18 protein-coding genes and 1 pseudogene are annotated in these 24292 nt (G+C 41.3%); 8 read left to right on the forward strand and 11 right to left on the reverse strand.

Annotation, left to right across the window (positions count from 1 at the left end; genetic code table 11):
* Positions 1–10 precede the first annotated feature (10 nt).
* Entirely contained in the window at positions 11–1723 is a 1713-nt protein-coding gene (locus OKW21_RS22585) for a RagB/SusD family nutrient uptake outer membrane protein (RefSeq protein ID WP_277483780.1), read from the forward strand.
* Between the two features lie 99 nt (positions 1724–1822).
* Positions 1823–3751, forward strand: coding sequence for a glycoside hydrolase family 97 protein (locus OKW21_RS22590; RefSeq protein ID WP_277483784.1), 1929 nt, complete (start codon positions 1823–1825; stop codon positions 3749–3751).
* Between the two features lie 265 nt (positions 3752–4016).
* Here the strand turns inward: OKW21_RS22590 and OKW21_RS22595 are convergent, their stop codons facing one another.
* Positions 4017–4892: an isochorismatase family protein gene (locus OKW21_RS22595; protein ID WP_277483787.1), complete on the reverse strand. Its 876-nt coding sequence runs from the start codon at positions 4890–4892 to the stop codon at positions 4017–4019.
* Between the two features lie 355 nt (positions 4893–5247).
* On the opposite strand from OKW21_RS22595, the gene OKW21_RS22600 reads away from it, so the two are divergent.
* Both OKW21_RS22600 and OKW21_RS22605 read left to right on the forward strand, forming a co-directional pair.
* Entirely contained in the window at positions 5248–6042 is a 795-nt protein-coding gene (locus tag OKW21_RS22600) for a 3-keto-disaccharide hydrolase (RefSeq protein WP_277483789.1), read from the forward strand.
* 40 nt (positions 6043–6082) lie between these two features.
* A complete protein-coding gene (locus tag OKW21_RS22605; protein WP_277483792.1) occupies positions 6083–7384 on the forward strand; it encodes a Gfo/Idh/MocA family protein in 1302 nt (433 codons plus the stop codon).
* Between the two features lie 922 nt (positions 7385–8306).
* On the opposite strand, the gene OKW21_RS22610 is transcribed toward OKW21_RS22605, so the two are convergent.
* Entirely contained in the window at positions 8307–9926 is a 1620-nt protein-coding gene (locus OKW21_RS22610; protein ID WP_277483794.1) for a GAF domain-containing protein, read from the reverse strand.
* Positions 9927–10270: 344 nt separating this feature from the next.
* A complete protein-coding gene (locus tag OKW21_RS22615) occupies positions 10271–10639 on the reverse strand; it encodes a hypothetical protein (protein ID WP_277487849.1) in 369 nt (122 codons plus the stop codon).
* 1199 nt (positions 10640–11838) lie between these two features.
* Between OKW21_RS22615 and OKW21_RS22620 the strand changes: the two genes are divergently transcribed.
* The 4 genes from OKW21_RS22620 (at position 11839) to OKW21_RS22635 (ending at position 17430) form a co-directional block, all read left to right on the forward strand.
* Positions 11839–15003, forward strand: a complete 3165-nt coding sequence (locus OKW21_RS22620; RefSeq protein WP_277483796.1) for a SusC/RagA family TonB-linked outer membrane protein — start codon at positions 11839–11841, stop codon at positions 15001–15003.
* Between the two features lie 29 nt (positions 15004–15032).
* Positions 15033–16595, forward strand: a complete 1563-nt coding sequence (locus OKW21_RS22625; protein WP_277483802.1) for a RagB/SusD family nutrient uptake outer membrane protein — start codon at positions 15033–15035, stop codon at positions 16593–16595.
* A gap of 411 nt (positions 16596–17006) precedes the next feature.
* On the forward strand, positions 17007–17261 hold the full coding sequence (locus tag OKW21_RS22630) for a recombinase family protein (RefSeq protein WP_277487764.1): 255 nt from the start codon (positions 17007–17009) through the stop codon (positions 17259–17261).
* A complete protein-coding gene (locus OKW21_RS22635; RefSeq protein ID WP_277483805.1) occupies positions 17164–17430 on the forward strand; it encodes a hypothetical protein in 267 nt (88 codons plus the stop codon). The genes OKW21_RS22630 and OKW21_RS22635 overlap by 98 nt, the downstream gene beginning before the upstream one ends.
* Before the next feature lie 112 nt (positions 17431–17542).
* Here the strand turns inward: OKW21_RS22635 and OKW21_RS22645 are convergent, their stop codons facing one another.
* From OKW21_RS22645 to OKW21_RS22675, 8 genes and pseudogenes are all read right to left on the reverse strand, one after another.
* On the reverse strand, positions 17543–18166 hold the full coding sequence (locus tag OKW21_RS22645; protein WP_277483808.1) for a class I SAM-dependent methyltransferase: 624 nt from the start codon (positions 18164–18166) through the stop codon (positions 17543–17545).
* Positions 18167–18331: 165 nt separating this feature from the next.
* Positions 18332–18802 carry a GyrI-like domain-containing protein gene (locus OKW21_RS22650; RefSeq protein WP_277483809.1) on the reverse strand — a complete coding sequence of 157 codons (471 nt, stop codon included), beginning with the start codon at positions 18800–18802 and terminating at the stop codon, positions 18332–18334.
* Positions 18803–18824: 22 nt separating this feature from the next.
* Positions 18825–19799 (reverse strand): SRPBCC domain-containing protein, encoded by a 975-nt coding sequence (locus tag OKW21_RS22655; RefSeq protein ID WP_277483812.1) that lies wholly within the window; start codon positions 19797–19799, stop codon positions 18825–18827.
* Positions 19796–20122, reverse strand: coding sequence for an ArsR/SmtB family transcription factor (locus OKW21_RS22660; RefSeq protein ID WP_277483814.1), 327 nt, complete (start codon positions 20120–20122; stop codon positions 19796–19798). Before OKW21_RS22660 ends, OKW21_RS22655 begins: the two co-directional genes overlap by 4 nt.
* Positions 20123–20428: 306 nt before the next feature.
* Complete coding sequence (locus OKW21_RS22665) at positions 20429–21085, reverse strand: ATP-binding protein (protein WP_277483816.1); 657 nt, start codon at positions 21083–21085, stop codon at positions 20429–20431.
* Positions 21049–21497, reverse strand: a pseudogene (locus OKW21_RS32810) (AAA family ATPase). The gene OKW21_RS22665 and the pseudogene OKW21_RS32810 overlap by 37 nt, the downstream one beginning before the upstream one ends.
* Positions 21498–22070: 573 nt before the next feature.
* Positions 22071–22553 carry a YybH family protein gene (locus OKW21_RS22670; protein ID WP_277483818.1) on the reverse strand — a complete coding sequence of 161 codons (483 nt, stop codon included), beginning with the start codon at positions 22551–22553 and terminating at the stop codon, positions 22071–22073.
* A gap of 131 nt (positions 22554–22684) precedes the next feature.
* On the reverse strand, positions 22685–24019 hold the full coding sequence (locus tag OKW21_RS22675; protein WP_277483819.1) for a sensor histidine kinase: 1335 nt from the start codon (positions 24017–24019) through the stop codon (positions 22685–22687).
* Positions 24020–24292 lie beyond the last annotated feature (273 nt).

The following is a 24292-nucleotide window of genomic DNA, read 5'->3' on the forward strand; positions in this document are numbered from 1 at the left end:
TGCGATCGTCATGAAAAAAACACTTTATATCACCATCATACTGACTTCTTCAATATGGTCATCATGCGATTTTGATGATGTACTTACTGAAATTCCCAAAGACTTTCAAAGCCCCGAAAACTCCTTTTCTAACATCAGGGATTTTGAATCCTCACTAGCCAATATTTACCTCACCATCCGGACCGATATGTATGCAAATTCTGATAGCTGGCAAAATTTTGATATGCTGGGGGTGGATATTGACTATGCAGCCAGCAGAGTTGATAATGATACCTATAATGAATATTTCTATTGGAACACACTCAATGCAGATAATGGTTTTGTGAGCAAATGGTGGGAACGTCTGTATGATTGGGTTTATCAGGCTAATGTCATCATAGCCCGGGCCGAAGGGGAAGAGGTACAGTGGGATACAGAGGAGGACAAAAATAAAATTATAGCCGAAGCCAGATTTCTGAGAGCTTTTGCCTACCATTTCCTGGCAAATCTATGGGGTGGGGTTCCTTTGATTTTGGAAGAAACTTCAGGGCCCAAGTTTGATTACCAGCGGGCAAGCCAGACTCAAGTGTATGAACAGTGCAAAACGGACCTGGAATATGCAGTGCAATGGATGAAAACGGTTGACGAAATCAAAGGAGGCATGGCTCCTCGTGCAGCGGCCTATCACCTGCTCTCAGAGGTCCTGATCAGCTTGGGAGATTACAATGGAGCTGTAGAAGCTGCATCTATGGTCATTGACGACCCTAATTTTAAGCTGATGACCGAACGCTTTGGACGATTTGCTGATTTTAGCTTTAATGGATATGATTACCAGGGCTCCTACGACTCCTGGGGTGATGTGTATTGGGACCTTTTTAGAGAAGGTAATTTTAACTGGCAGGATGGAAACAGCGAAGCCATCTGGAATGTACAATTTGACCAGGCCATGCTGGGCGGTGGCAATGTAGGTCAGTGGGGAGGTAATTTCGGCCTGGAACGCTGGTGGGCTCCCGGATGGTGGGGCATCAAAGATATTGATGGCGTAAGTAACTGGCTGAAAGATACTCTTAGTGGCAGGCCGGTAGGCGCGCTCTCTGCTACCGAATATGCCAGTCAGACGCTATGGGAGTTCAAAGATGACTGGGACAATGATATCAGAAATTCTGAATACAATATTCAAAGGACTTACTACTGGACAAATCCTGAAAGTGCCTTTTATGGACAGCCCGTAACTTTAGAAAATATTGGTGATCCTTCCAGTTTCTATAGCAGAACAGCTCCCTATTTCAAAAAGGCGGCAGGGTGTCTTCATTACAATCAGTTTCAAGATTCACAAAGTGGTCAGGGACATGATAATGGTAGAATCTACAAAGACTGGTACCTCATGAGGTTAGCAGAAACCTATTTGCTGCGGGGAGAAGCACATCTGTTGAATGGAAATATTACGGCAGCAGCAGAAGACATCAATGTAATACGCAACAGAGCCCAGGCGAGTCTGGTTGCTCCCGATGAAGTCAACATTGATTTGATACTTGACGAAAGGGCCAGGGAATTGTATATGGAGGAGTTTCGCATGAGCACTTTGACGCGCCTCAACAAACTGTCTGAATATCTTATGAAGTATAATCCCGCAGTGATACAAAATGGATATGTGCTAGATGAGCATTTGAACAAATTGCCGATTCCTCGTTCTGAAATTGAAGCTAATAAAGAAGTTATGATGGAGCAGAATCCAGGTTACTGATCATCATTGAATCAACCCAATAAAATTTTATAACTTGTTGGGTTGGTTCTGCTTGCTTTATACAACTGTTATATTTTTCTAATCCAGTCTCAAATAATAATGAAAGTATTATTAAGCCTCATTGTAAATCTGAGCATCTGCATCAGTGCTCTTAGTCAAAGCATTAGCGTAAGCTCTCCTAATAATCAGCTAAGCTTTTATTTTGATGTTCAAAACCCCAAGGATGGACGAAAAGGAGTGATGTATTACCATATAAAATATAATGAGCAAACAGTCATTTTACCTTCCGAACTGGGCATCGTCATGAAGGAAGGTATTGACTGGACAGAAAATATTAAGTTCAAAGATTCACATACATCATCTGTGGATACAGTTTGGCATCCAATTTATGGAGAGCGAAGCGAAATTCCGGATCAATACAATGAACTCATATTAAACCTGAGCCGCGCTGACGCAAATGCTTATGAATTACAGCTTATAGTCAGGGCTTATAATGAAGGTATCGCTTTTCAATATCATTGGCCGGAAAAGCATAATAGCCAGCATATTTGGATAGAAGAAGAGAATACACAGTTTAATTTTCCGAACAAAACGCAGGCATGGTATACGCCCCGGGCTCAGGCAACCTATGATCCTGTACTTATCAAAGAATGGGAAAGGCCTGCGGAAATGCCGCTTACCCTTAGTCTGCCTGATGATTTGTATGCCTGTGTAGCAGAGGCGCATATGGTGAATTATGCACGCTCCAGACTAATGACTGTTAATAAAAAAGAAAACGCTCTGGTTACCACTTTGGCTGGAGAAATACTGGAAACTTCTCCTTTTAGTACTCCCTGGCGAGTAGTGATGGTGGCTGAGGAAGTGGGTAAACTACTGGAGCATAACTACCTGATATTGAACTTAAACCCACCCAATGCAATTGAAAATCCCTGGTGGATCAAACCGGGAAAGGCCATCCGTGAGACTACGCTTTCAACAGAAGGAGCCAAAAATCTGGTAGACTTTGCAAAAGCACATGGACTGGACTATATACATTTTGACGCCGGATGGTATGGCTATGAGTATGTGGTGAGTTCAGATGCTACTACTGTCACAGTAGATCCCCGCCGGAATCCAAAAGGTGATTTAGATCTCAAAGAGGCAATCAGATATGCAAAAAGCAAGGGTTTGGGAGTAACAGTATACGTAAACCATCGTGCGCTGGAAAAACAGCTGGACGAAATTTTACCATTGTATAAAGCGTGGGGAGTAGATGGTGTCAAATACGGATTTGTTCATGTAGGTACACATCGTTGGACGAACTGGCTCTATGATGCTGTAAGGAAAGCTGCTGAAAATCAGTTGATGGTAAATATTCATGATGAATTTCGGCCTACAGGTTATTCACGTACTTACCCTAATCTTATGACACAGGAGGGAATACTGGGTAATGAAGGCATGCCTGATGCAAGACATAATACCATACTTCCTTTTACCCGTTTTGTTGCTGGAGCTGCGGATTATACACCAGCATACTACCATAGAAAAGGCTTTAAAAATATTGATAGATATATTCAGAATACTCCAGCGCACCAACTGGCACTACCCGTGATATATTACAGCCCCCTGCAGTGGTTATATTGGTACGATGTGCCATCCAGAGATTATCAGGGAGAGCCTGAAGTAGAGTTCTGGGCGAACTGTCCTACCGTATGGGATGAAACCAAAGTACTACAAGGGGAAATAGGTGAATACATTGTGACCGCCAGAAAAAAAGACGATGATTGGTATCTGGGAGCCATCACCAACACTCAAAGCAGAGAAGTTGACCTTTCTTTTGATTTTCTGCCTGAAAAAACATCATTCGTTGCCCATATTTACAGTGACGGGGGAGAAACGATCAAAACACGTACTCATGTAAAAATTGAAAGAAAGATTGTCAATGCCAAGACCAACATCCAGCTAAAGTTAAAAGAAAGTGGTGGCCTGGCGATACGCATGGTTCCTGCTACTCCTAATGATATGGAAAAATATGCTGCTCTTGATTAAATTAAAGTCTTCCCATTTCTAGGACAGTCACTTTTGAACTGTCCTGTTTTTTTGGGAGAAGTTCAGGTCAAAAATAAAGCAGTAGAATAGGAGAATGCGATACAAGACAATGCATTTATGCTTTGAATATTCAATGGATAGTGTAAAAAGAGTGATTGCAAAATCTCTCCTTGTTTTTGGCGCTGTATGAGAAGTTTGCGCGAACATGTTTGTAGAAGCTTGTGCAAGTTGAAAATTCGGTAATCTTCATGCGACTAAGCCTACCTCACTTAAAGCTAAAAGCTGGTTTGCCAGTTAAATCTGAACTGGCAAAACTCGGACACCAGTATTTTTCTATATGCGCAATGACCAACTCGGTACCTTCAACATGGCTGACCTGTGGCTCCATCTCAGGATTGTACATGGTATCTGTCATGTCACGCATCAGTACTACGTTTTTTCCCTGTTGTACCATTTGCCGGATACCAAAGGGGCGGCCCAGTACACACATATTCAGATGCACGCCCAGCAGTACTACATTCTCAATTTCATGCTGTGCCAGTAGGTTAAATGTTTCTTGTCCGTTATCTGTAATGGCGTCATCTGGGGCGATTTCAATGCTGGCTATTTGTCGGGTCCAGGCATCACGAATCTCACATTTTACAGCACAATCGCAGCCCATATCAGAGTCATCTATGGGCAAAGCTTCCTCTCTGGTCTCATCCGGCCAACACCAGGCTGTACCCCATCGTTGAGAAGTAGATAGTGGCTTAGGCGTTTTAACAAATGCTGCCTGTCTGGCTTTCTGGCGTTGAGGGGTGTCCTCATAAAAAGATGTCACGCTGCTGGGAGCATGGATGATCAAAGACCCCTGCTTACGTACCTCCTTGATGATTTCATTCATTGGTCCTGCCAATTCTCCCACTCTCCGGTTGGCTGATTTACACCAATGCTTATCCCACATATCACAGATGATAAATGCGGTTTTTCTTGGCTCCCAAATGACTTCTTTTTCCTCAAGATTGAAGGTACCATCTTCAGCTTCGGTTCTTGAGCGCAAATTCAAGTGATATTTTTCCTCTTCCTTATCAATCCATCCGGAGTCAGTCATTTCCGTGGCAGTTAACATGATTAGCGTAAAATGCAGGACGAGTTGTAACATGCTCATATTCATTTTATTGAAGTATACTCAGTGAGAGTAACCTTTATCAAAAGATATTAACATCACATGGCAAATCCACATAAATCCATCAAAAATTAATGATCCAAATAACGATGGAAAAGTTCTCAGTAAGAGAAAGGTTCCTTCTGAGGGACAGAACAATGAATCAATGTCTATTGACAAAAAGGGTACTACTTTTTGATGGCTTAGCTGTTGTGCTTTCTGGCAGTTATAGCTTATCTTCTTTCGTTAGTGCGTTTTTGATGAAGATGAATAAAGTTTTACTTTAGGGCTGAAATACAGCAGTCATGATCAAAACACACCTTCACTAACTATTTATCTATACACTGTAAACATGAATAAGAAAATTCTGAGTTTGCCTCTGCTACTGTTGGTAATCTTTGCCTGTACGACAGAGAATAATGCAGATCAATCGGAAACAACTACTGGAAACGCTCCCAATCCTGATGATTGGATTTACCTCTTTGATGGTAGCAGTACTGAAGGTTGGCGTGCATACAATGGCGATGCGCTCCCGCCCGGCTGGATTGTCAGAAATGGAGAACTTACTTTCGACCCAAAGATAGCTTTAGAACAAGACTATGAAGGGGGGAAAGATATCATCTATGGCGCAGCGGAGTTTGATAACTTTGAGCTTTACCTGGAGTGGAAACTTCCTGAGGGAGGCAACAGTGGTATATTCTATCACCTCAAAGAAGGCTATGATAGTCCACCCCAGGTGGCACCCGAATACCAGCTTATTGATGATGAAAATTACGCAAAACTACACGATCTGACTGCCTATAACTTGAGTCTGGGCTATACTGAAAAACCTGAAGAACTGAAACCTCTGCAACGCACCGGATCAGACTACGCCATGCATCCCGCCGATTCTACCGAAAAGCTCCTACACCCCACCGGCGAGTGGAATTCATCCAGGATTGTTTTTACTCCCGAAAAAGTAGAACACTGGCTCAATGGAAAAAAACTACTATCTTTTGTACCCTGGGACGAAGCCTGGAAGGAGAAAAAAAACTCAGATAAATGGAAGAATAGCCCTGATTACGGAAAATTTAAAACAGGATATATCGGTCTGCAAGACCACTCCAGCCCCATTTGGTTTAGAAATATTAAAATTAAAAAACTTTAACGGATACCTGTCAAGATGAATAAAAGAGAATTTCTAAAAAGTGCTTCAGCTTTATCTTCAATCGCTTTCTTGCCTTCAGGAGCCTGGGGCTTTTGCCAGGGAAAAAAGACTTCGTACCGCCCACATCGGGGTTGGCAATATGGGGGCCGCAGACCTAAAAGCTATTTCTTCTCACAGCCTGGTAGATGTTGTTGCCCTCTGTGATGTTGATGCCAACAATCTGGCAGCGGCGCATAAAGCACACCCAAAGGCCAGCACCTATACCGATTACCGGGTATTATTTGAAGAAATGGGAAAAAAGATTGATGCTGTGATCGTATCAACGCCCGACCATACGCATGCTCCCGCCTCCATGATGGCCATGCAAATGGATAAGCCTGTCTACTGTCAAAAGCCATTGACCCATCACGTAAGCGAAGCGAGAGCCATGAAGAAGCTGGCTGCAGACAAGAAGCTGGTCACCCAAATGGGCATTCAGGTACATTCCTTCTACGACTATAAGCTGGCGACAAAGATGATACAGTCGGGCATTGTGGGTAAAGTACATACTGTGCGGGCCTGGTCTCCAAAGAATTGGGGATACGACGGGCCATTGCCCCAGGGGAAAGATCCCGTACCCGAAGACTTAAACTGGAACTTGTGGCTGGGAACCTCGGCGGAAAGACCCTACAAAGAAGGTGTTTATCATCCGGGCAACTGGCGTAAGCTGTTAGATTACGGTTGTGGAACGCTGGGCGATATGGGGGTGCATATCTTTGATACACCCTACAATGCATTGGCGCTGGATGTGCCCAAAACTATTACAAACAACTGCAGGAAACCTAACGGCTTTGGCTATCCCGAAAAAAACATGGTCACCTATGAGTTCCCAGGCACAAAATATACCACCGATACGCTAAAATGGGTTTGGTATGATGGTGCCGGTGCCGACCAGCAGCGAGAAGACCTTATGCTACCCGGAGGTGAGGCATTACACAATCAGGGGGCTATGTTTGTTGGAGAGAAAGGAAGGTTGTACCTACCCCATTTTCAGATACTTCCTCGGCTGATTGTTGATGGAGAATATCAGGATGTGGACGTTTCCAGGTATAACATGGGTGAACCGCTGCGTGATTACGAAAGTGAAGGTAAAAAGCACTATCATCAGTTTGTAGATGCCTGTTTGGGCAAAGCTGATACCAGTGCGCCGTTTTCTTATGCTGCTAAATTAACTGAAACAATTCTTTTAGGCGTTATAGCCGGTCGTTTTCCCAATCAGACACTGCACTGGGATGCCAGCTCCGCTAAGTTTGCTGAAGAAAAGGCTAACAAATATCTGGAGGGAGAATACCGTTCGTTTTAACGCTTGCGGGATCTTCTACATAAATGTTAGCTGACGCTCGGTAGGACAGTAGGATAATGAAGTATAGTGTCATATTGAAATGATGAGACATGTAAAGACTCAAATAAAGATCTTATTTAGAAGTACTTTCCGTTTCTCAAACCAATCACTTGAATATGACATGAGGTAAGCTAAGGGAGGAATGCTTTGAGTGATACCAGAAAGCTCTTTCATTACTGGAAATACAATCAAAAAAGTAACCTCTGATCTAAATCGTAAGCTTCAGCATCTACAATTTTTACGGAATTGACTTCCTGATGTAATGGATTGATCAGGAAGTTACTGCCTTTGAGCGTTACAGTTGAAGGAATACTGATGAAGAGCTTGCTCTTAAAAATGTCAGTAGCCTCTATTTCTTCAAAAAATGAGTTATAGGGAGGGAGTTTGTGCCATTGCTCTTTGAGGTTAAAGCGGATTTACAAAACGATTTTGAGCTTAGCTTCAGGATGTGGAGCTAAGGCAAGTCTCACAAAAGCAGTTGAGCCTAGTGGAGCACCACCTATATTTCCAGGGACATATTTTATTATTAATGGATGAAAAATAATCTATACCACCTGTTCAATAGAGGCAGCAAATTACAGACACAAAAAAAGGCTTGATCAGAAACAAGATCGTCTGCTGGAGAAATAACCTTACTCCAGCAGTCAGCGCTAGCCTTGTCATTGCATGATGTCGTATCTATTTCCCTGAGCTCTGCGAATTTGGGTTCAAATATCAACGGATTCTCTACAGGTAGCCATCACCCAAAACCATCATTTCGGATTAAATATACATTTTGCGAAAATCCGATGTACGGTAATCAACAGATGATCAGGGTCCTCAGCCATAAGCCATGAAACATTTTTCTTAAATTGAGCTAAAACATAAAATTGTTTTGCTCTGCCTAATCGCTGGTATTTCGGACTTCCTCCAGTTCTTCCAACTTCCTTTTCAATAGCTTTTCCTTTTCCAGGCTCTCATGCTGAAGGCGCTCGTAATGCTCCTGCGTTGCCTGTAGTTCTTCCATATTCTGACGCATCTCTTCCTCCTGGGCCCGCATCTCTTCGGCCTGCTCCCTTGACTGGGTAAGCAGTATTTGTGTCTGTTCATTGGTACGAACAATAGAGATGGAGGAAGCGATGATTTCTCCAACGCTTTCCAGAAAACTTATTTCAAAGGTGGCCAACTCACGGAAAGAGGCAATTTCCAGCACTCCTAACACCACATCATTGAATTTCAAGGGAATAATGACCAGGTAGGAAGGAGTAGCTTCGCCAAGCCCGGAAGTGATCCGCACATAATCAGAAGGCACCTGATTGAGGCAGGTAGTCTTTTTTTCAAGATACACCTGTCCTACCAGTCCCTGACCAGGCTTCACAGCTTTTTGTACAAATTTTTTCTTATCATAAGCATAACAGGCCGCTAAGGATAGATAGATTTCATCCGGTTCATCGTCATTCAAAATGAATAAGCCTCCCTGATTCGCTTGTATGTACTTGACAATATAGGCTATCAATTGATCACCTAAAGTGCTCAGGTTGTTTTGATGGGTTCGGGCTATCTCTGCCACTTTGCCCTCTCCTTCGGTCATCCACAGACGTTGCTCGTCTTCCTGCTTCATCTGCTTCATTTTATCCTGCATCTGTAGCAGTTCACCTACTAAAGTTCCCTTATTTAAAGTACGCTGTTCCATGTTGATTTCTTCCCACTGAGCATGCTTCTCGTCCTGCGTAATGCTTCGGATAAAACCCATTATTTTTTCCAAATTGTTCGTCAGTCTTTTTACAACCTGGGCTTGATCCTGACTATCGTGGACATGTCCGTCGTTATAGACAAACTCTCGGTTGCTATCGTCTAGTTGCTGCAACAGTTGATGACGAAACTTCTTCTCACGTCGCAGGCGAACCAGCACCAACCCCAATACGGGAATACCGATTAAGAATAGGATGCCTTGCACTAGATTAGAAAAGTGCAAGGCATCCTCATATCTTTGCTGAGCTTCTTGTTCCAACTGATTAACATAAGCCAGCACATCCTGATTGAATTTATCATAAACAAGCCACACCTCGTAACCCGGATCGCCCTTAAAGATCGTAAGTGCTTCTTCTTCTTTGCCCTGGCGTGCCAATTCTACCATATGCCCTACCAGATTAATATAGTTATGAATAGAGCTTGCATTGGCTTGAATGAGCTCTTTGTCAGGATAAGCCTGTTCCTCGAGATATTGAGCCAATGAATCTAAATGCGAATGATAGTGAGTGGTAGCTTTTAGATAAGGTTCTAAAAACTGCTCCTCCTTCATCAGCGCATATCCCCGGTAGCCCATATCCGCAGTATTCACCCAGCGCCAGACCTGGTCCAGACAGGCAGGTATCTTGGATAATTCATTCTTTTTTTGTTGGTACTGATCAATGACATGATTGTTGTAAAATGCTGTAACTGAGCTGCAAAAGATGATAAGGATAATAAATCCGATAAATAGCTGAATGCTTTTTTTTCTTATAAGACTGAGTGGTGAGGTCATATTGACATAGATTTTGTGCTAAATGAAACTGCCATTATCATGCTTGACCAGGACTTAGATAATAGATTTCTGAAAAAAAAAGCACGTAGTACAGTTTTGAAGTTAGTATTTCGGCATTTGCTGTCTCAATGTAAGGTGTTGATATTGAGACGCTGAGTTCGTATGCATAAATAGTTTGCCCCATTGCGGCAAAAATCCCGGCCTCTAAAACTCGGCAGCATCAAACTTTTTCTGTCATCTAAGAATGAATGCTATAAGCTTCAAAAGCCAGGGTGTATGAAACTTTTCTAAATCAGGCTGCTATCCTTCCAAATTGAGCAATATTGATGACTTTATGCCAGCGGTTACTTTTTTTTGGTAAGCCGGAGTTGGGCTATCTGTTGTGCTCCTGTTTTAGACCATCTTTGTCCAGATCTTTTAAGTCTATGCTGGATTACCTCACGGTGAGCAGACTTAATAACACCGCTTCCTATGCGTAGTTTTCTTTCTTTGTAAAAGCCATAGTACATCCGATGCTGATTTCTTTTGTAGTAGCGGATTAGGCGCTCCAGCATCAACAGTGCCTCATCTTTAACGCTACCTTTTAGCATCTCAAAATGCCTCAGGAGGTATTCAATTCTATTATCCAGCAGCATTGAGCCTCGGAGGTCACCCCATCTGAACATAGGTATAAACTGGTTACTCTCTAATTGGCTTACCTTATGTTCCCCCATTTTGCTCTACAAAAGCTTCTTCCTTTAATTGAGAACTTTATGAAGTTGCCCGGCTGATATATCCTTATCTAATAACTTCTTTAGCAGTTTACTGCCTTATCCAAAAAAGTAATTACTATCATTTCTTATTAATGGCTTGAGATACGAAAATCGTTAGGGCATTGCATCCGGGAACGGGCATTATCAATAAAAACTTCTCTCCTCTGACATTTTACCGGTCAGGAATTTTTTTACTGTTCTTAGCATACTTTTTTTCTTTCAGGCTAGCTTGAAATGCTTCTCTACCTGATTTTGCCATAGATAAGAAACTTTATTTATATCGGTCCAGCACGCAGTCGTAACCACTAGGCGGCTTCGCTAATTCACCAGACTTTTAATGCTAGAGAAATTTTCTGAGAGAGTGCACCTGAAGTATTCATCGCTGAAAATGGGTGGCTTCGCTCAGCGCGTGAAATGTTATGCTCAAAAGAAATCCATAGAACGAAAAAGTCTCATGCACCCATTATTTGCACAAATACATGAAATATATTTTAGTATTTCGCAATAACCCCTTATTTTCCAGTACAAATTATAGGCATCACAGACAATTAAAATAATATTATATAAATTTTGGAAGCTAATTTTTATACTCAATTAAAAAAGCAGCGTCACAACTTTGCCCGTAAAGTAATTTTCTATGCACTTTCTTAAAGAAAAACCGAAATAATATTTCGGTTTGAATTTATAAATTAAAATAAAATTTTATGTTTGCAATATCCATTTGATGAGACAGCATTTAGTTAACAGCTTCTGGATCATTTCATACAATTTTTTAATCAGGCGAATAATCTATAAAAGCCAGCAGCCTAATAATCAGAAACATAAAGCCATTTAATTTAGAAAGCATATTTTCATAAATGGCGTATGTCATTCTCACTAAAGATTGAAAGGTCAAAATAAAATAACAGCGCTATATAATGTGAATACTTTAATAGTCTGGTTCCACAATCCACTCAACTTTGAGTAAATGCCAAAAAAGGGAATTAGACTTTTACTTTTTAGACGCAGTATTAAAATGAAAGTCAAACCAAAAAAAAAATGCAAAAAAAACACCTCAACTCAAGTTAATGCGCAGCACGCTAATCCTGCTAATCAGATTTTAGGTTTTGTCAAATTAAATCTCAGTTAAAATCTATGTTAAATAATGAGTATTAATAATCATGAATAAAAAACCAAACTATACATTACTAACGAATCACAAGTTATTGCTATATGGCATACTACTACATTTCTTTGTGCTAGACGCCGTGTACGCACACGCTCTGAATGAAAAGGACACTTATAAGAGTGGAGCTTCACTTAGCAAACACAGGTATAAAGCAGAAGCCCACCTTCCTGCTTCTCTTATGATAATGGTAACAGGACAGGTAATTTCATCTTCTGATGAAACAGGTTTACCAGGTGTAAACGTGGTGGTAAAAGGCACCAGTACAGGTACAGTCACAGATGTGGAGGGTAATTTTAGTGTCAATACCCCCAATGAGAATGATACACTCGTGTTTTCTTCTATAGGTTATATCACGCAGGAAGTGCCTTTAAATGGACGGTCTGAAATTAATGTGACTATGGCGGAAGATGTGCAAAGTTTGAATGAGATCGTAGTAGTGGGCTACGGTACTCAGGAGAGAGAAGAGGTTACAGGTGCCATCAGTACGGTAACAGGCCAGGAACTCACATCACGTCCTGTAACGAATACTTCAGCTGCATTGGCAGGTAGATCTCCTGGCTTAACCGTAATGAACCAGGGAGCAGCACCCGGTGCAGAAGATGTAGAGATCCGAATTCGTGGTGTTGGTACTTTGAACAACTCAAATCCGCTGGTCCTGGTAGATGGTATTGAGCAGTCTCTAGCTACTGTTGAACCTCAAAATATTGAATCTATTTCTGTATTGAAAGATGCAGCCTCCTCTGCCATTTATGGTTCACGTGCAGCCAATGGCGTAATCCTGGTAACGACCAAACGAGGTGCCGAGACTGGTACTACTGTTTCTTATAATACTTTTTTTGGGATTCAGAATCCCAGTTATTTTCCTGAAGGAGCAGATCCGGTAGCTTGGATGCAACTGGAAAACGAAGCGCAGGTAAACGCAGGTGGTACCCCTACCTATAGCGATGAGTATATTGAGAATGTGGCCGCAGGCACTAACCCTTTGGAATTTCCTTTTGCCAACTGGGAAAAAGTATTGAACCCGGATGCTTTTATGCAACAGCATAATTTATCAGTATCCAGTGGTGGTGAAGCCGGAAAAATCTTTGCTTCAGTAAATTTCACTGATGCAGATGGTATTATTGATAACTTCAATAACCTTCAAACCACCATGCGTATCAATGCCGATTTGTATGCTTCTGATAAGCTGACTTTTAAGACTAACCTTTTGTATAGGAACGGTAATTTTAGTGGCCCGGGGCATGCCCTAAATTCAAGTGGAATAGCAGGTCAGCAAATCATTCAGGGACTTCTTCATATCAACAGGAACGTAGTGATGGAGTACCCTGACGGTACCTATGATTTGGTTTCCGGATATTGGAACCCCTGGGCGATGGCCAATGAGGGAGAAACCAATAGGCTAAACGATGACATGCTGGCGCAGGTAGGCTTAGAATATACCATCAACGATGCGCTCTCTCTCCGTGGTAATGTTGCCTATAATGTGGAGAGTTCTAACCTGTCTGTTTTCATGAACAGCCTTGCAGGTATGACAAACTATTTGACCGGCGAGCCTCAGGCAGTAGCAGGTTGGTTTGCGACTAATCAACTTACAGAAACTCAAAACACGGAAAGGGAACTGAGCCAAAGGTTATATTTAAATTATGATGAAAGCTTTGGCAAGCACTCAATAGAAGGATTGGTGGGATACGAAGAAATACATAACCGATTCAAAAATGTATCAGCCCGCAGACAGAACTTTTTCAACAATGAACTTCGGGATTTGAATTCTGGTACCGTAGAAAATCAAAGTATTAGCGGTTATAATGAAGAATGGCGTCTGCGTTCATTCTTTGGAAGACTCAATTATGAGTTTGAAGACAGGTATATGATTCAGGCCAATATGCGATTTGACGGATCTTCCAGATTTGGTGAAGGTAACAGGTGGGGGTTCTTTCCTTCGGTATCCGCAGGATGGAACCTGACTAACGAAGCCTTCATGGCAGATGTAGTAGATAATAATGTGATCAGTACGGTTAAGCTTAGAGGATCTTGGGGCCAGTTAGGAAATCAGAACATTGGTCTAAATAGATTCAGAAGCACATACAACCTTAACCAGGGTTATCAATTTGGAGGTGTAGTAGTTCCTGGTGCTGCCATCACACAAGCCGGTAATCCCAATATCACCTGGGAAACCTCAACCATGACGAATATAGGGCTGGATATGACGTTTTTGGATGGAAGGATTGGCGTGATTGCTGAATACTTCTGGAAATATACCGACGATATTCTACTGGACTTGCCTATTTCCAGCACCATTGGTGTAGAACCTCCGGTACAAAATGCAGCAGCAGTATCTAACAACGGTTGGGAACTAGCTATAACGTATCAGAATGCTTTCAAATCAGACGATGGATTTAACTATTCAGTAGGACTGAATTTATCTGATGTACAGAATAAAATTGAAGATCTGAAAGGCGCGGGTCCGTTCTTCCCTGATAACTTCTCCATTTGGACTGAGGGCGAATCTATGAACACACTAAGAGGCTTAACCTCACCTGGGCTATACCTGTCTCAGGATGATTTAGATCAGTATCCTGCTACTCTTAATCCAAGTGTGGGCATTGGAGATATTATTTATGAAGATGTAAATGGCGATGGGGTAATCTCTCAGTCAATTTATCCCGGAGGCGATCAGGTGATCATCGCCAATGAAGACCCAAGATATGAATTTGGCATTAACTTCAGCGCTTCTTACAAAGGTTTTGACTTTTCCATGTTCTGGCAGGGCGTAATGCAAAAATGGCATTTACTGGATGGAGCTATACCGGAAGGCCCCGCTTTTAGTAATTTTATACATGAAGTAATGGCTGAAGAAGCTTATCACCCGGTAAGAAATCCAAACGGTACCTGGCCGTTGGTAACTGCGGGTAACTCCTGGAACATTGTGAAGTCAGATTTCTGGTTGACTGATAGTAGATATGCCAGATTGAAAAACTTCCAGTTGGGATACACAGTACCCCAGAATCTGATTCAATCTTTGCGGGTCTATGTATCGGGTGAGAATATGATTACTATCACTCCCAATGACCTGTTTGACCCTGAAACACCCAGAGGAAGGAGCCAATTTTTCCCTCAGACCAAAACAATGAGTGTAGGTTTAAATGTCGTGTTTTAGCATTAAAAAATTAGTGAGAGAATATAATTATGAAAAAAATTAATAAGATCAGAAGTATATTATTCTTTGCTGCCTGCCTTCTTATGGGCTGTGAAGATGGTTTTGATACAGGTTTGGATTTACAACCCACCGGGGCAGTATCCGAAGATATTTTTTGGAATGACGAAAGTGATGCTCGATTGGCAGTCAATGCTATTTACAATGAGTTAGATAACACACAAATGGTGATTGAGCTTGACGGTATTACAGATATAGGATTCCGTTCTGCATCCAATGTTCCTACCTTCAATGATGTACGTTTGGGAGAAATAGATCCATCAAACGGTACCATCACTAATATCTGGAACAGATACTACAGAGGAATACGGAAAGCAAATGATGCCATTCTCAATATCGGCTTGCTCGAAGATGGTGATGCTGAGGAATTGGCAAGACTAGAGGCTGAGGCAAGGTTCCTTCGTGCCTATTACTATACTCAGCTCACCAGTCTGTGGGGTGATGTACCATTGATATTGGAACCCCTTGAGATAAACGACCAAAGGCCTGCCAATGATAAAGCGGAGATTGTGGACTTTATTATCGAGGAATTAGATGACATTATCAATGCTAATGCGCTTCCTTTGAGCTATTCAGAGGGTAACATCGGCAGAGCTACCCATGGTGCGGCACTAACTTTGAAAGCAAGAGTAGCCCTACGCAACGATATGTATGATATGGTAGTGGACGCTACAACAGCGGTAATGGATTTAGGCATTTATGCATTGTATCCCCACTATGGTGAGCTTTTTCAATTTTCAGGACAAAATTCTCAGGAAGTTATTTTTGACAGGCAGTATGCGGTAGGGGGCAGTACATATAATGCTTTTGGTTATTCAGCTGCGTCTATAGGTGGAGGTTCGGCGGTAGAACCTATGCACGGTTTGTTTGAGAAATATGAGTACAACGGACCAGTGAATCCTGATAACCCTTTTGAGAATATAGATCCACGCTGGGATTTTACGGCTTATTACACTGGAGAGCCTATTGGTAACTCAACTTTTAATTCCTGGCCAAGCAGTAACACACCTGATAGAATTTCCAGTACCGAATTTTCTACCATATATGGCTATAATCTGAAGAAATGGATTGATTATGAGACCTATGCTGCCAATCCGGATATTGGATCTATCAATATGATTCTGATGCGCTATGCTGATGTTCTTTTAATGTATGCCGAGGCAAAAATAGAATTAGGCGATATTGATGCATCTGTGTACGATGCCATCAACCAAATTCGTCAACGTCCTACAGTGGAAATGCCTGCCATTACGCCTGGGAAATCTCAGGAAGAGCTAAGAGAAATAGTACGAAATGAACGTGCTGTTGAATTAGCTTTTGAAGGGCTACGCATTTATGACATCAACCGCTGGCAAATTGGTGAAGTGAAAGCCGGACTTTTACAAGGAATGTATTATATCAATGAGAGTAGCGGAGAATGGGAAATTTTGGACCTAGGTGTTCAAGCAAATTTTGAAGAGAGAGATTATCTATGGCCTATTCCCCAATCTGAAATGGATATAAACGATGTATTAGAGCAAAATACCGGATATTAATCTAAAGGTGAGTTCAGAGGTATGGTTTAAATTATACTTCTGAACTCATTATCATTACAGTTTTTTTGAGCTATTTATTAGTGCTAAAAAGTCCTTTTTCGTCCCCCCTCTCCCACCCTTTTGCTGCTTATTCTAAAAGTGCCTACACGCTCTTCAAAGCCAATGTTTGCTTTTACCCCCTTGTGCAACAACTCGGTTTGTAAATCAAAGTACTGAAAGCTGCATATAGAACAGACTTTTCGTACTTTTCAGATCTATTCTTTGTAACCTGCCAGGGTAAACAAGTAAAAACTTAAGATCTCAATATTATTTGCTTATTGGATATGCCCGTGTCTCTACCCATGATCAGAACCTCAACCTTAAAAAGATGCTTTAGAAAAAGCGGGGAGCGACCGCATCTTTGAAGATACCATCTCAGGAGCCCGAGCCGAACACTCTGGCCTTGCTAAGCTAAAAGAGCAACTCCGTGCTGGAGATACTTTTGGTGGTTTGGAGATTGGATTGATCCGTCATGGAATGATGGGTAGGACTTTGCAGAATCTGATTGAATGGGTAACCTGGCTGGAAAGTGAAGGTATCGCATTTAAGACCCTACAGGAATCCATTGATACTAGGGGTCGCCCAGACTACGTCCGGAGGGAAACTCATCTTTCAGGAAACGCCTAGTCCATGTTCGGAGCGCTGGCAGAATTTGAGCGTAGTCCTCCAGACCGGACCTGATCCGGGAAAGGACTCAGGCTGGCTTATTGTCTGCAAGAGCTCAGGGCAGAATGGGTGGTCGCCCTCCTGCCTTAGACAAGAAAAAGCAGAAGCTACTGGTCAAACTCTACCATGAAAAGATCATAGTATTGAAGAAATTCTGGAAATGTTACATATCTCCAGGTCTACGTTTTACAAGATCGTACGTAAAAACCCACCTGACAAGAAAACTTCATGAGAGGTAGTTATTATTTTTTTCGTCCGACAAACCTTGTGACAGAACCTTTTCCTCTGTGGTAAATCCCCTCGCTTAGTTCAACTTCTTTTTCCACCAGTTCAAGAATCTCATAACCTTCAAAGTCTGATTTCAATTCCTCGGTTGAAAATAGTGAATCCAGGTCTGGTGGTCCTCCAACTTTAGGATTCTTATCGCGATATTCAAGGTGGGCTTTGCCGAATGCCTCAATGATTACCATTCCTCCTTTTTTTAACTTTTTATCAAGTAGTTTGTGGTATTCAGATTTTAAGTTTGGCGGAAAATGAGCATATATAAGCGCTATTGCATCAAATTGCTCATTGGTATAGTCCAAATCAGGTAATTGTCCAACTTGATAGTCAATCGTGACATTATTTTCTTTTGCAAGTTCCTGCGCCTTGCTTTTTCCTTCAACGCTTATATCAAATGCAGAGACAATCCAACCCAGTTTTGCGGCATAGACAGCATTTCTACCTTCACCTTCTGCGCCAAAAAGAATTTTCCCAGGTTCCAGTTTTTGGATTTGTTCTTTCAGAAATTCATTCGGTTTGGTTCCATAGGCAAATTCTTTTTTACCATACCTATCATTCCATTTTTTGAGCCAAGTGTCTGTCATTTTTCTCGCGTTTGTTTTAACTATCGCTGACGGATTGCAGCTACGAGTCCTTGTGGGATTCAGACACTAAAGTTAGCAAATACAAACTAAACTTTGCCTTATCCAAGTATTTTCCTAGCAGGTATTTGCTCCGCAATAGATTCCGCTGTTAGTAGTTCATTATTTTCAAGTGTTACCCTCAGGGGTAGAAATATAAATATCTACTTCTGCATCACTCCAATCCTGGCTTCTTTCATCATAGATTTCAAAGTCAAAAGAAAATTTTCGCCTGAGGTTTGAATTCCAAATTTCTTTCCAGGTGTCGGTGATACAAGCGGTCATTTTGCCTTTAGCGACAAACTTTTTATAGCTTTGGCCTGGAATTGTAAGTACCTCAAGTCCTGCTGGAATGACTGCACTATCAGGCACTTTGCATCCAATGAAATATGAAAAAGGCATGGTTTCATCCTTTTCATAATCAAAATAAACAGCATATATTTCATTGGATAATTTTTCTGGAATCAGCTCGTAAACTTTATTCTTTTCAAACTTTTGCCATAAGTCGCCACAGTCCTGGCTTGATTGGTTATTTTTATTTGTGGTTTTGTGAGGAAGTTTTAGCCCAATCAGTCTGAAATTTTCTTTTTTGTTTTCCATTATTATGTATTAAATAGTTTTGTCATTGACCCGTTCTGCCTTCCTGATAGTTAACCATCCAATTGATGCCATACTTATCGGTAAAACTCCCAAAGTAAGCCCCCCAAAACATATCCTGAATGGGCATTTCAATTTTTCCTTCTTTTGAGAGCTCATTAAACAGACGCTCAGCTTCTGCTCTTGACTCGGGCTCAAGGTTGATGTGCATATTGTTGCCGTAGTTTACAGACATCCCAAATTCTTTGGGAGCATCTGTCCCCATCAAGATATGTCCGCCAAGAATAGGGAGTTCCACGTGCAAAACCATCTTCTTGACATTTTCTGCTACTGGAGGTTGTTGCGAGGCTGGAGGAATATCATCAAATCGCTGAATACCGTTTATGAAATCGGTTTTGAAGACAGATTTGTAAAAATGAAACGCTTCTTCTGTTTTGCCGGGGAAATTAAGATAGGTTGAAACCTTTGCTTTGTTATTGGGTTTGTTCTGTTTTCTAAGATAAAACTGAGAAGCTATATATTGGTCTAGGTTTTCAAGTCCTGCCGCAAAACCTTCTTTGAAGCCCATTGCAATGATTTTTTCCAGGTCTTCCAAGGTGTCAAAACTGAGTACAACATTAACTAATGTTTCATCAATTCTATCGGTAAAATTATTTTCCCATTTGTTACGTGGAAGTGAGGAATTAGGGTTGCCTTCGGCATCACAAAAGCTATCATAGGCAGAAAAATATTTTTCGGGAATTATTTTTATGTAGTCCACTCTTGCCCAATGTTTTTCTTTTTCAGGCCCTACCATTGCATAAAGCCAATGTCCATCTTCTCTGAAATCCATAGATTTGGTCTGTGCAACCCAGGGTTTTGGTGCCCACCATTGGTCGAGAATATCTGCTTCTGTCCAGGCAGCCCAAACCAAGTCGATAGGTGCGTTGAAAGAACGCTCAACTTTGATTTGATTGTTTTCCTTGTCAACATTAAAGTTGAATAAAATTGCTTTGTTCATTTTCTGTTTAATTTAAGTTGTTCCAATACATTATCAAGTTGGTCAAATCGTTGGGCAAGCAATTGCTTAAATTGTTCCAGCCATTTTTCTATCTCCTCCATTTTTTCAGCGTTTAATTCATAGTGAATTTCCCTTCCCTGTTGTTCTTGTTTCACTATTTCGCATTCAGAAAGAATTTGTAAATGCTTAGATACCGCCTGTCTGCTTGTGTTGAAATGCTCGGCAATGGCATTGGGCGTCAAAGTCCCTACAGTCAACAGCATGATAATTGCCCGCCTTGTGGGGTCCGCTACTGCTTGAAATACATCACGTCTCGTTTTCATAGTCAATCATTTGCAACCACTCAGTTGCAAATATATGCAATCATTTAGTTGTGCAAAATTTTCGCTTATTTTTTTTTGTCCCTCATTAGGAGATTGCTCTTCTTCATTAATGATGGGCTTTCACAAACAGAAGAAGAGGTAGCAGAGCATGGCTTTTGACATTATGGCTTATAGGGTAAAAAAGTCTGATGAGCTAAATACTTTTTCCCGAAAGCTTAACAATCGTTTATATGTTAAACCACCTTCCCTCCTACCCCTGAAAGTGTTAATATTAGTTTATTTAACGTTTTTATGTCAACTATCCATTCAGGAGTGCCACAATGCAGGAACAGGTACGGCATATAGATTGTCTCCGAAACCCAGCACCTGGTCTCCACTGTAAAGCACTATCCCTTTTTGAAATTTATCTCCTGTCAATTCTGCCAATCGCTTGAATCCCTTAAAATCCTTTTCCTTTAAGGAAGCTGCTGATTTTATTTCTATTCCAAACACTTGCTTTTTCCGGCTCTCCAAAACTAAATCAACTTCGGCTCCTTTATGCATACTAAAGTGATAAGGCTTCAGATATTGATCTGACCAGCTTAGTTGCTTGAGAGTTTCCATCACCACATAGTTTTCTAACAATGGTCCTACTCCACTTCTGTTAGTCAATAAACTCTCTTTATTCTCTCCCCTTAAATGGCATAATAAACCCGTATCATTTAGGTATACTTTAGAGGATTTCACGAACGAACCTTCTAAATTTGGTGTCCAGGCTTGCACCTTTACCAGCAAAAAGCCATGTTCTAATAGAGCCATGTACCTCTGTATCGTAGTATTTTTGATTCCTGAAAGCCGACCTATATCTGCCATATTCAATGTGCTACCCACTCTTGTACTTAGCAACTGTAAGACATTTGGAATTTGAGTTAAACTTTCAATATTTGCTAAGTCTCTAATATCTTTTTGTAGTACGGATGCCATATAAGACTCAAACCATTTAGATCTTCTTGAGATAAAGGCCAAAGATTATGGATCTCTATACGTCCTGCCAGTGAGTCTGATACTTTAGGCAAAATCATTACATCAGTCGAACCGGTTAGTATATACCTTCTGGTCTTTCGGTCCTGGTCTATTAACTTTTTAATACTGAGAAACAGCTCCGGGACTCTTTGTTTTCATCCAGGACAACATGTTCACTAAGTTCTTTCAGAAACCCAAGTGGATCTAAATTTGCAGCTGCTAAAGTTGTAGGATCATCAAAAGTTACCACCTGAGCTTTCACCACGCCTTGTGCCCAAAGTTGTTGACATAAGGGACTCTTACCCGTTTGTCTCGCTCCATTCAATATAATGACTGGAGTATCTTCTAATACCTCAATGACGGACTCCGTAATATAGCGCTAATACATAGCTTGTTCTCAACTCATTTTTCCAAATTTAACCATTGTGTGGGTAAATTTGGAAAGTAATCCGGATAAGAGTCTGCTTATTATTAGGTATTAGGCCTGATATTTAGAGGAATAGCGTTTCTATGGTGGGACTGAATTATTCTTCTGTTTATCTTGAACAAACACTAACAGTATGCGCCAAATGTAAACTCTTGATGAACAACTTTGTAAATCAGAATGCAAACAGTATTGTTCACAAAGACTGTTGCTGATCTTGTTTGACTACGTCATCAAAGTATTTACGTAATTTAAAGTGCTCGTCCCTTGCTTTACACGCAGCTACTCTACGATTTATATCTGTTCTTTTAAGTGAAGATTTGATGATTCCTATCAAAACTCTCTTCCTAATTTCTTTCCAGGAATTATGCTTCTTACCTAAACCTAGCCAAGCTCTTAGCTCGACTTCAGCCTTTAGGAGAGATGAAATCTCAGTATCGTTTTTCCTCAGGTCCGGTAGAAAAAATGGCAAAACAGCGCTGCATGCCTGATAAGTGGATACGCAGATTTACACTTTCCTTATTATTCGTTGGCATTCCAGACGTCGTGGGTGGTTTTCCAGCTTCCGTCGGGCTGCCGCTTAAGGATATTCAGGTATTTGGAGGCAGCAGTAGTAGTTTCTCCTCCGCCTTTGGGCGTCAGCCTGACGATGGCCTCTCCCCTGCCATAAGCCATATCTCCGCTGACTTCTACTTCTTCGTAATGACTATCCAGCGTCACTTCGTAGGCATCAAAAATAGTTTGGTAGTAGTCCTGCACTGCTGCCCTTCCCTGTCGGGCGGGCTCTGCCGGAGCCATGAGTATTGCATCTTCGGTAAAGTGCTCAGCAATGCCCGCGGCATCGCTGTTATTAAAAGCTTCTGCCCGGGCGGCACTTGCTGCGGTGATGGCCTCTACATCTTCACCTGAATTTACGGTAGCATTCTGCTTTTCGGTAGTACAGGCAGCACTGGATAAGATCAAACAGAATACAAACAGTTTATACTTAAATGATAAGGTGCGCATGAGAATAATCATTAAAAAATTTCTCCTAAAGGTATAAAACTTAACTGAAGGAATATGCTTCGGCAGGGTGGATATGCATTCGATATTAGCCTAATCAGAAAAGCAACAAAGGGGAATGATTTATCAATGCCCTAAGCTTCTGACTTGGGAAAATACATACGGCTGGTAGCTCCTGCCCTGGGTTTATTGGATTCAATGGTCAGGTCGCCTCCTATTTTTTCCATAAACTCTTTACTTAAGCTCAGGCCCAGTCCGGTACCTTTTTCCCCCCTTGTACCCAGCGAGGGCTGCTGAATGACACTAAAAATATGTTCTACCTGCTCCTCGGATATTCCTACCCCCTCATCTATCACGCTGATCACGATATGATGATCATTCACCTCCGCGGCCAGTACAATGGTTTTGGTCCTGGGGGTAAACTTAATCGCATTATTGAGCAGGTTTCTGGCTACGATATATGCCATCTCTTCATCTGCCTCCATGCAAAGGCTATCAGCACAATCAATTTCCACCTCAATTTCTTTTTCCTTTAGATGGTGTTCATACAGATTTACCGTTTTCTGTAGCAAATCTTTGACATTCATAGGGGTTAGCTTAGGCGTAAAGCCACCGATCTGGTTTTTCGTCCAGAGCAGCGTATGTCCCACAAACTCGGTGGTACGGCTTAGTTTAGCCTTCAGGCTGGGCAGTAGTTCATCCACCTCCTCCTTATTCAAAAGCTTGTTTTCCAGCAGATGCACAAAGCCCTGCAGGGAATCCAGGGGAGAGCGCACATCATGAGACAAAATAGACAACAGACGATCCTTTACCGTATTCAGTTTTTGGTATTCATCATGTTCTTTGCGTATCTCCTCATACTGCCGCTCAATGATCAGCGATTGCTGGTAACGGTCATACTTGTTTTTTTGTACTAGGTAGCCAAAGAAAGCCGCAAACAATGAAATACTAACCAGGTCGGGCAGTTCTATGATAAGCTGCTCATTGGATTGTCCCAGTGTAAAGGCATAGGCAGTATAAATTAGTAAAATAATCGCATTAAGCACCACGCTTTTTCTAAGGTACAACCCACTCAGTACATGCAAAAAGAAAATTGCCCCGGTCAGGAAATTGGACAGGAAAAGGTCATGCATGTCTGAAAAAAAATCGTTCGTGATACCCGCAAGCGTCACCACCAACATAAGAGACCACGAAATCCACTGAAAACTCTGGGCGGAACCACGATAGTTTTTGATTCCCAGATATACTGATATAAATAAAAGCGTAATAGATACCCTTATCCAGAAAGTGACTCCATATTCGGTCATTTTCATAAACTCAATGGGTAACATGCACAGGTTGATCAGGGCAGCTACCAAAGCCCCTCTGCTAAAATTATACTTATCTTCTGTATAATTATATTGCAAAAACTTTTGTCTCTCTTCTTTGCTTAGGTTAAGAAATGAAAATCCTTGACGTCTCTTCTCCAATAGAAAATTATTTGTTGTATGGACACCAAATTTTATACCAGTGTATATTAAAAAGGTTCCTTCACTTTTATATCAATGTTTTAACTTAATACACTTCTAATTATAAGTTTGGTAGAAAATGAAGCTTTTTTTTATGGTAACATGTAGCCGGAATAAAAAAACTTTCATCCTTACTATATGTAGCTACAGTTTAAACGCATATAACATAGTACTATTGCATGATTTAACACAACAAAAACTGATAAAACACCATCGCTACACATATATATTTTC

It is taken from the genome of Catalinimonas alkaloidigena, from assembly GCF_029504655.1.
Lineage (GTDB): Bacteria > Bacteroidota > Bacteroidia > Cytophagales > Cyclobacteriaceae > Catalinimonas > Catalinimonas alkaloidigena.

Coding starts and splice junctions, on each gene's coding strand:
- OKW21_RS22660 (WP_277483814.1), bottom strand. CDS start 20,122: ATGAAAACGAGACGTGATGTATTTCAAGCAGTAGCGGACCCCACAAGG.
- OKW21_RS22615 (WP_277487849.1), bottom strand. CDS start 10,639: ATGGGGGAACATAAGGTAAGCCAATTAGAGAGTAACCAGTTTATACCT.
- OKW21_RS22645 (WP_277483808.1), bottom strand. CDS start 18,166: ATGACAGACACTTGGCTCAAAAAATGGAATGATAGGTATGGTAAAAAA.
- OKW21_RS22585 (WP_277483780.1), top strand. CDS start 11: ATGAAAAAAACACTTTATATCACCATCATACTGACTTCTTCAATATGG.
- OKW21_RS22610 (WP_277483794.1), bottom strand. CDS start 9,926: ATGACCTCACCACTCAGTCTTATAAGAAAAAAAAGCATTCAGCTATTT.
- OKW21_RS22620 (WP_277483796.1), top strand. CDS start 11,839: ATGAATAAAAAACCAAACTATACATTACTAACGAATCACAAGTTATTG.
- OKW21_RS22655 (WP_277483812.1), bottom strand. CDS start 19,799: ATGAACAAAGCAATTTTATTCAACTTTAATGTTGACAAGGAAAACAAT.
- OKW21_RS22670 (WP_277483818.1), bottom strand. CDS start 22,553: ATGCGCACCTTATCATTTAAGTATAAACTGTTTGTATTCTGTTTGATC.
- OKW21_RS22600 (WP_277483789.1), top strand. CDS start 5,248: ATGAATAAGAAAATTCTGAGTTTGCCTCTGCTACTGTTGGTAATCTTT.
- OKW21_RS22625 (WP_277483802.1), top strand. CDS start 15,033: ATGAAAAAAATTAATAAGATCAGAAGTATATTATTCTTTGCTGCCTGC.
- OKW21_RS22595 (WP_277483787.1), bottom strand. CDS start 4,892: ATGTTACAACTCGTCCTGCATTTTACGCTAATCATGTTAACTGCCACG.
- OKW21_RS22590 (WP_277483784.1), top strand. CDS start 1,823: ATGAAAGTATTATTAAGCCTCATTGTAAATCTGAGCATCTGCATCAGT.
- OKW21_RS22665 (WP_277483816.1), bottom strand. CDS start 21,085: ATGGCATCCGTACTACAAAAAGATATTAGAGACTTAGCAAATATTGAA.
- OKW21_RS22650 (WP_277483809.1), bottom strand. CDS start 18,802: ATGGAAAACAAAAAAGAAAATTTCAGACTGATTGGGCTAAAACTTCCT.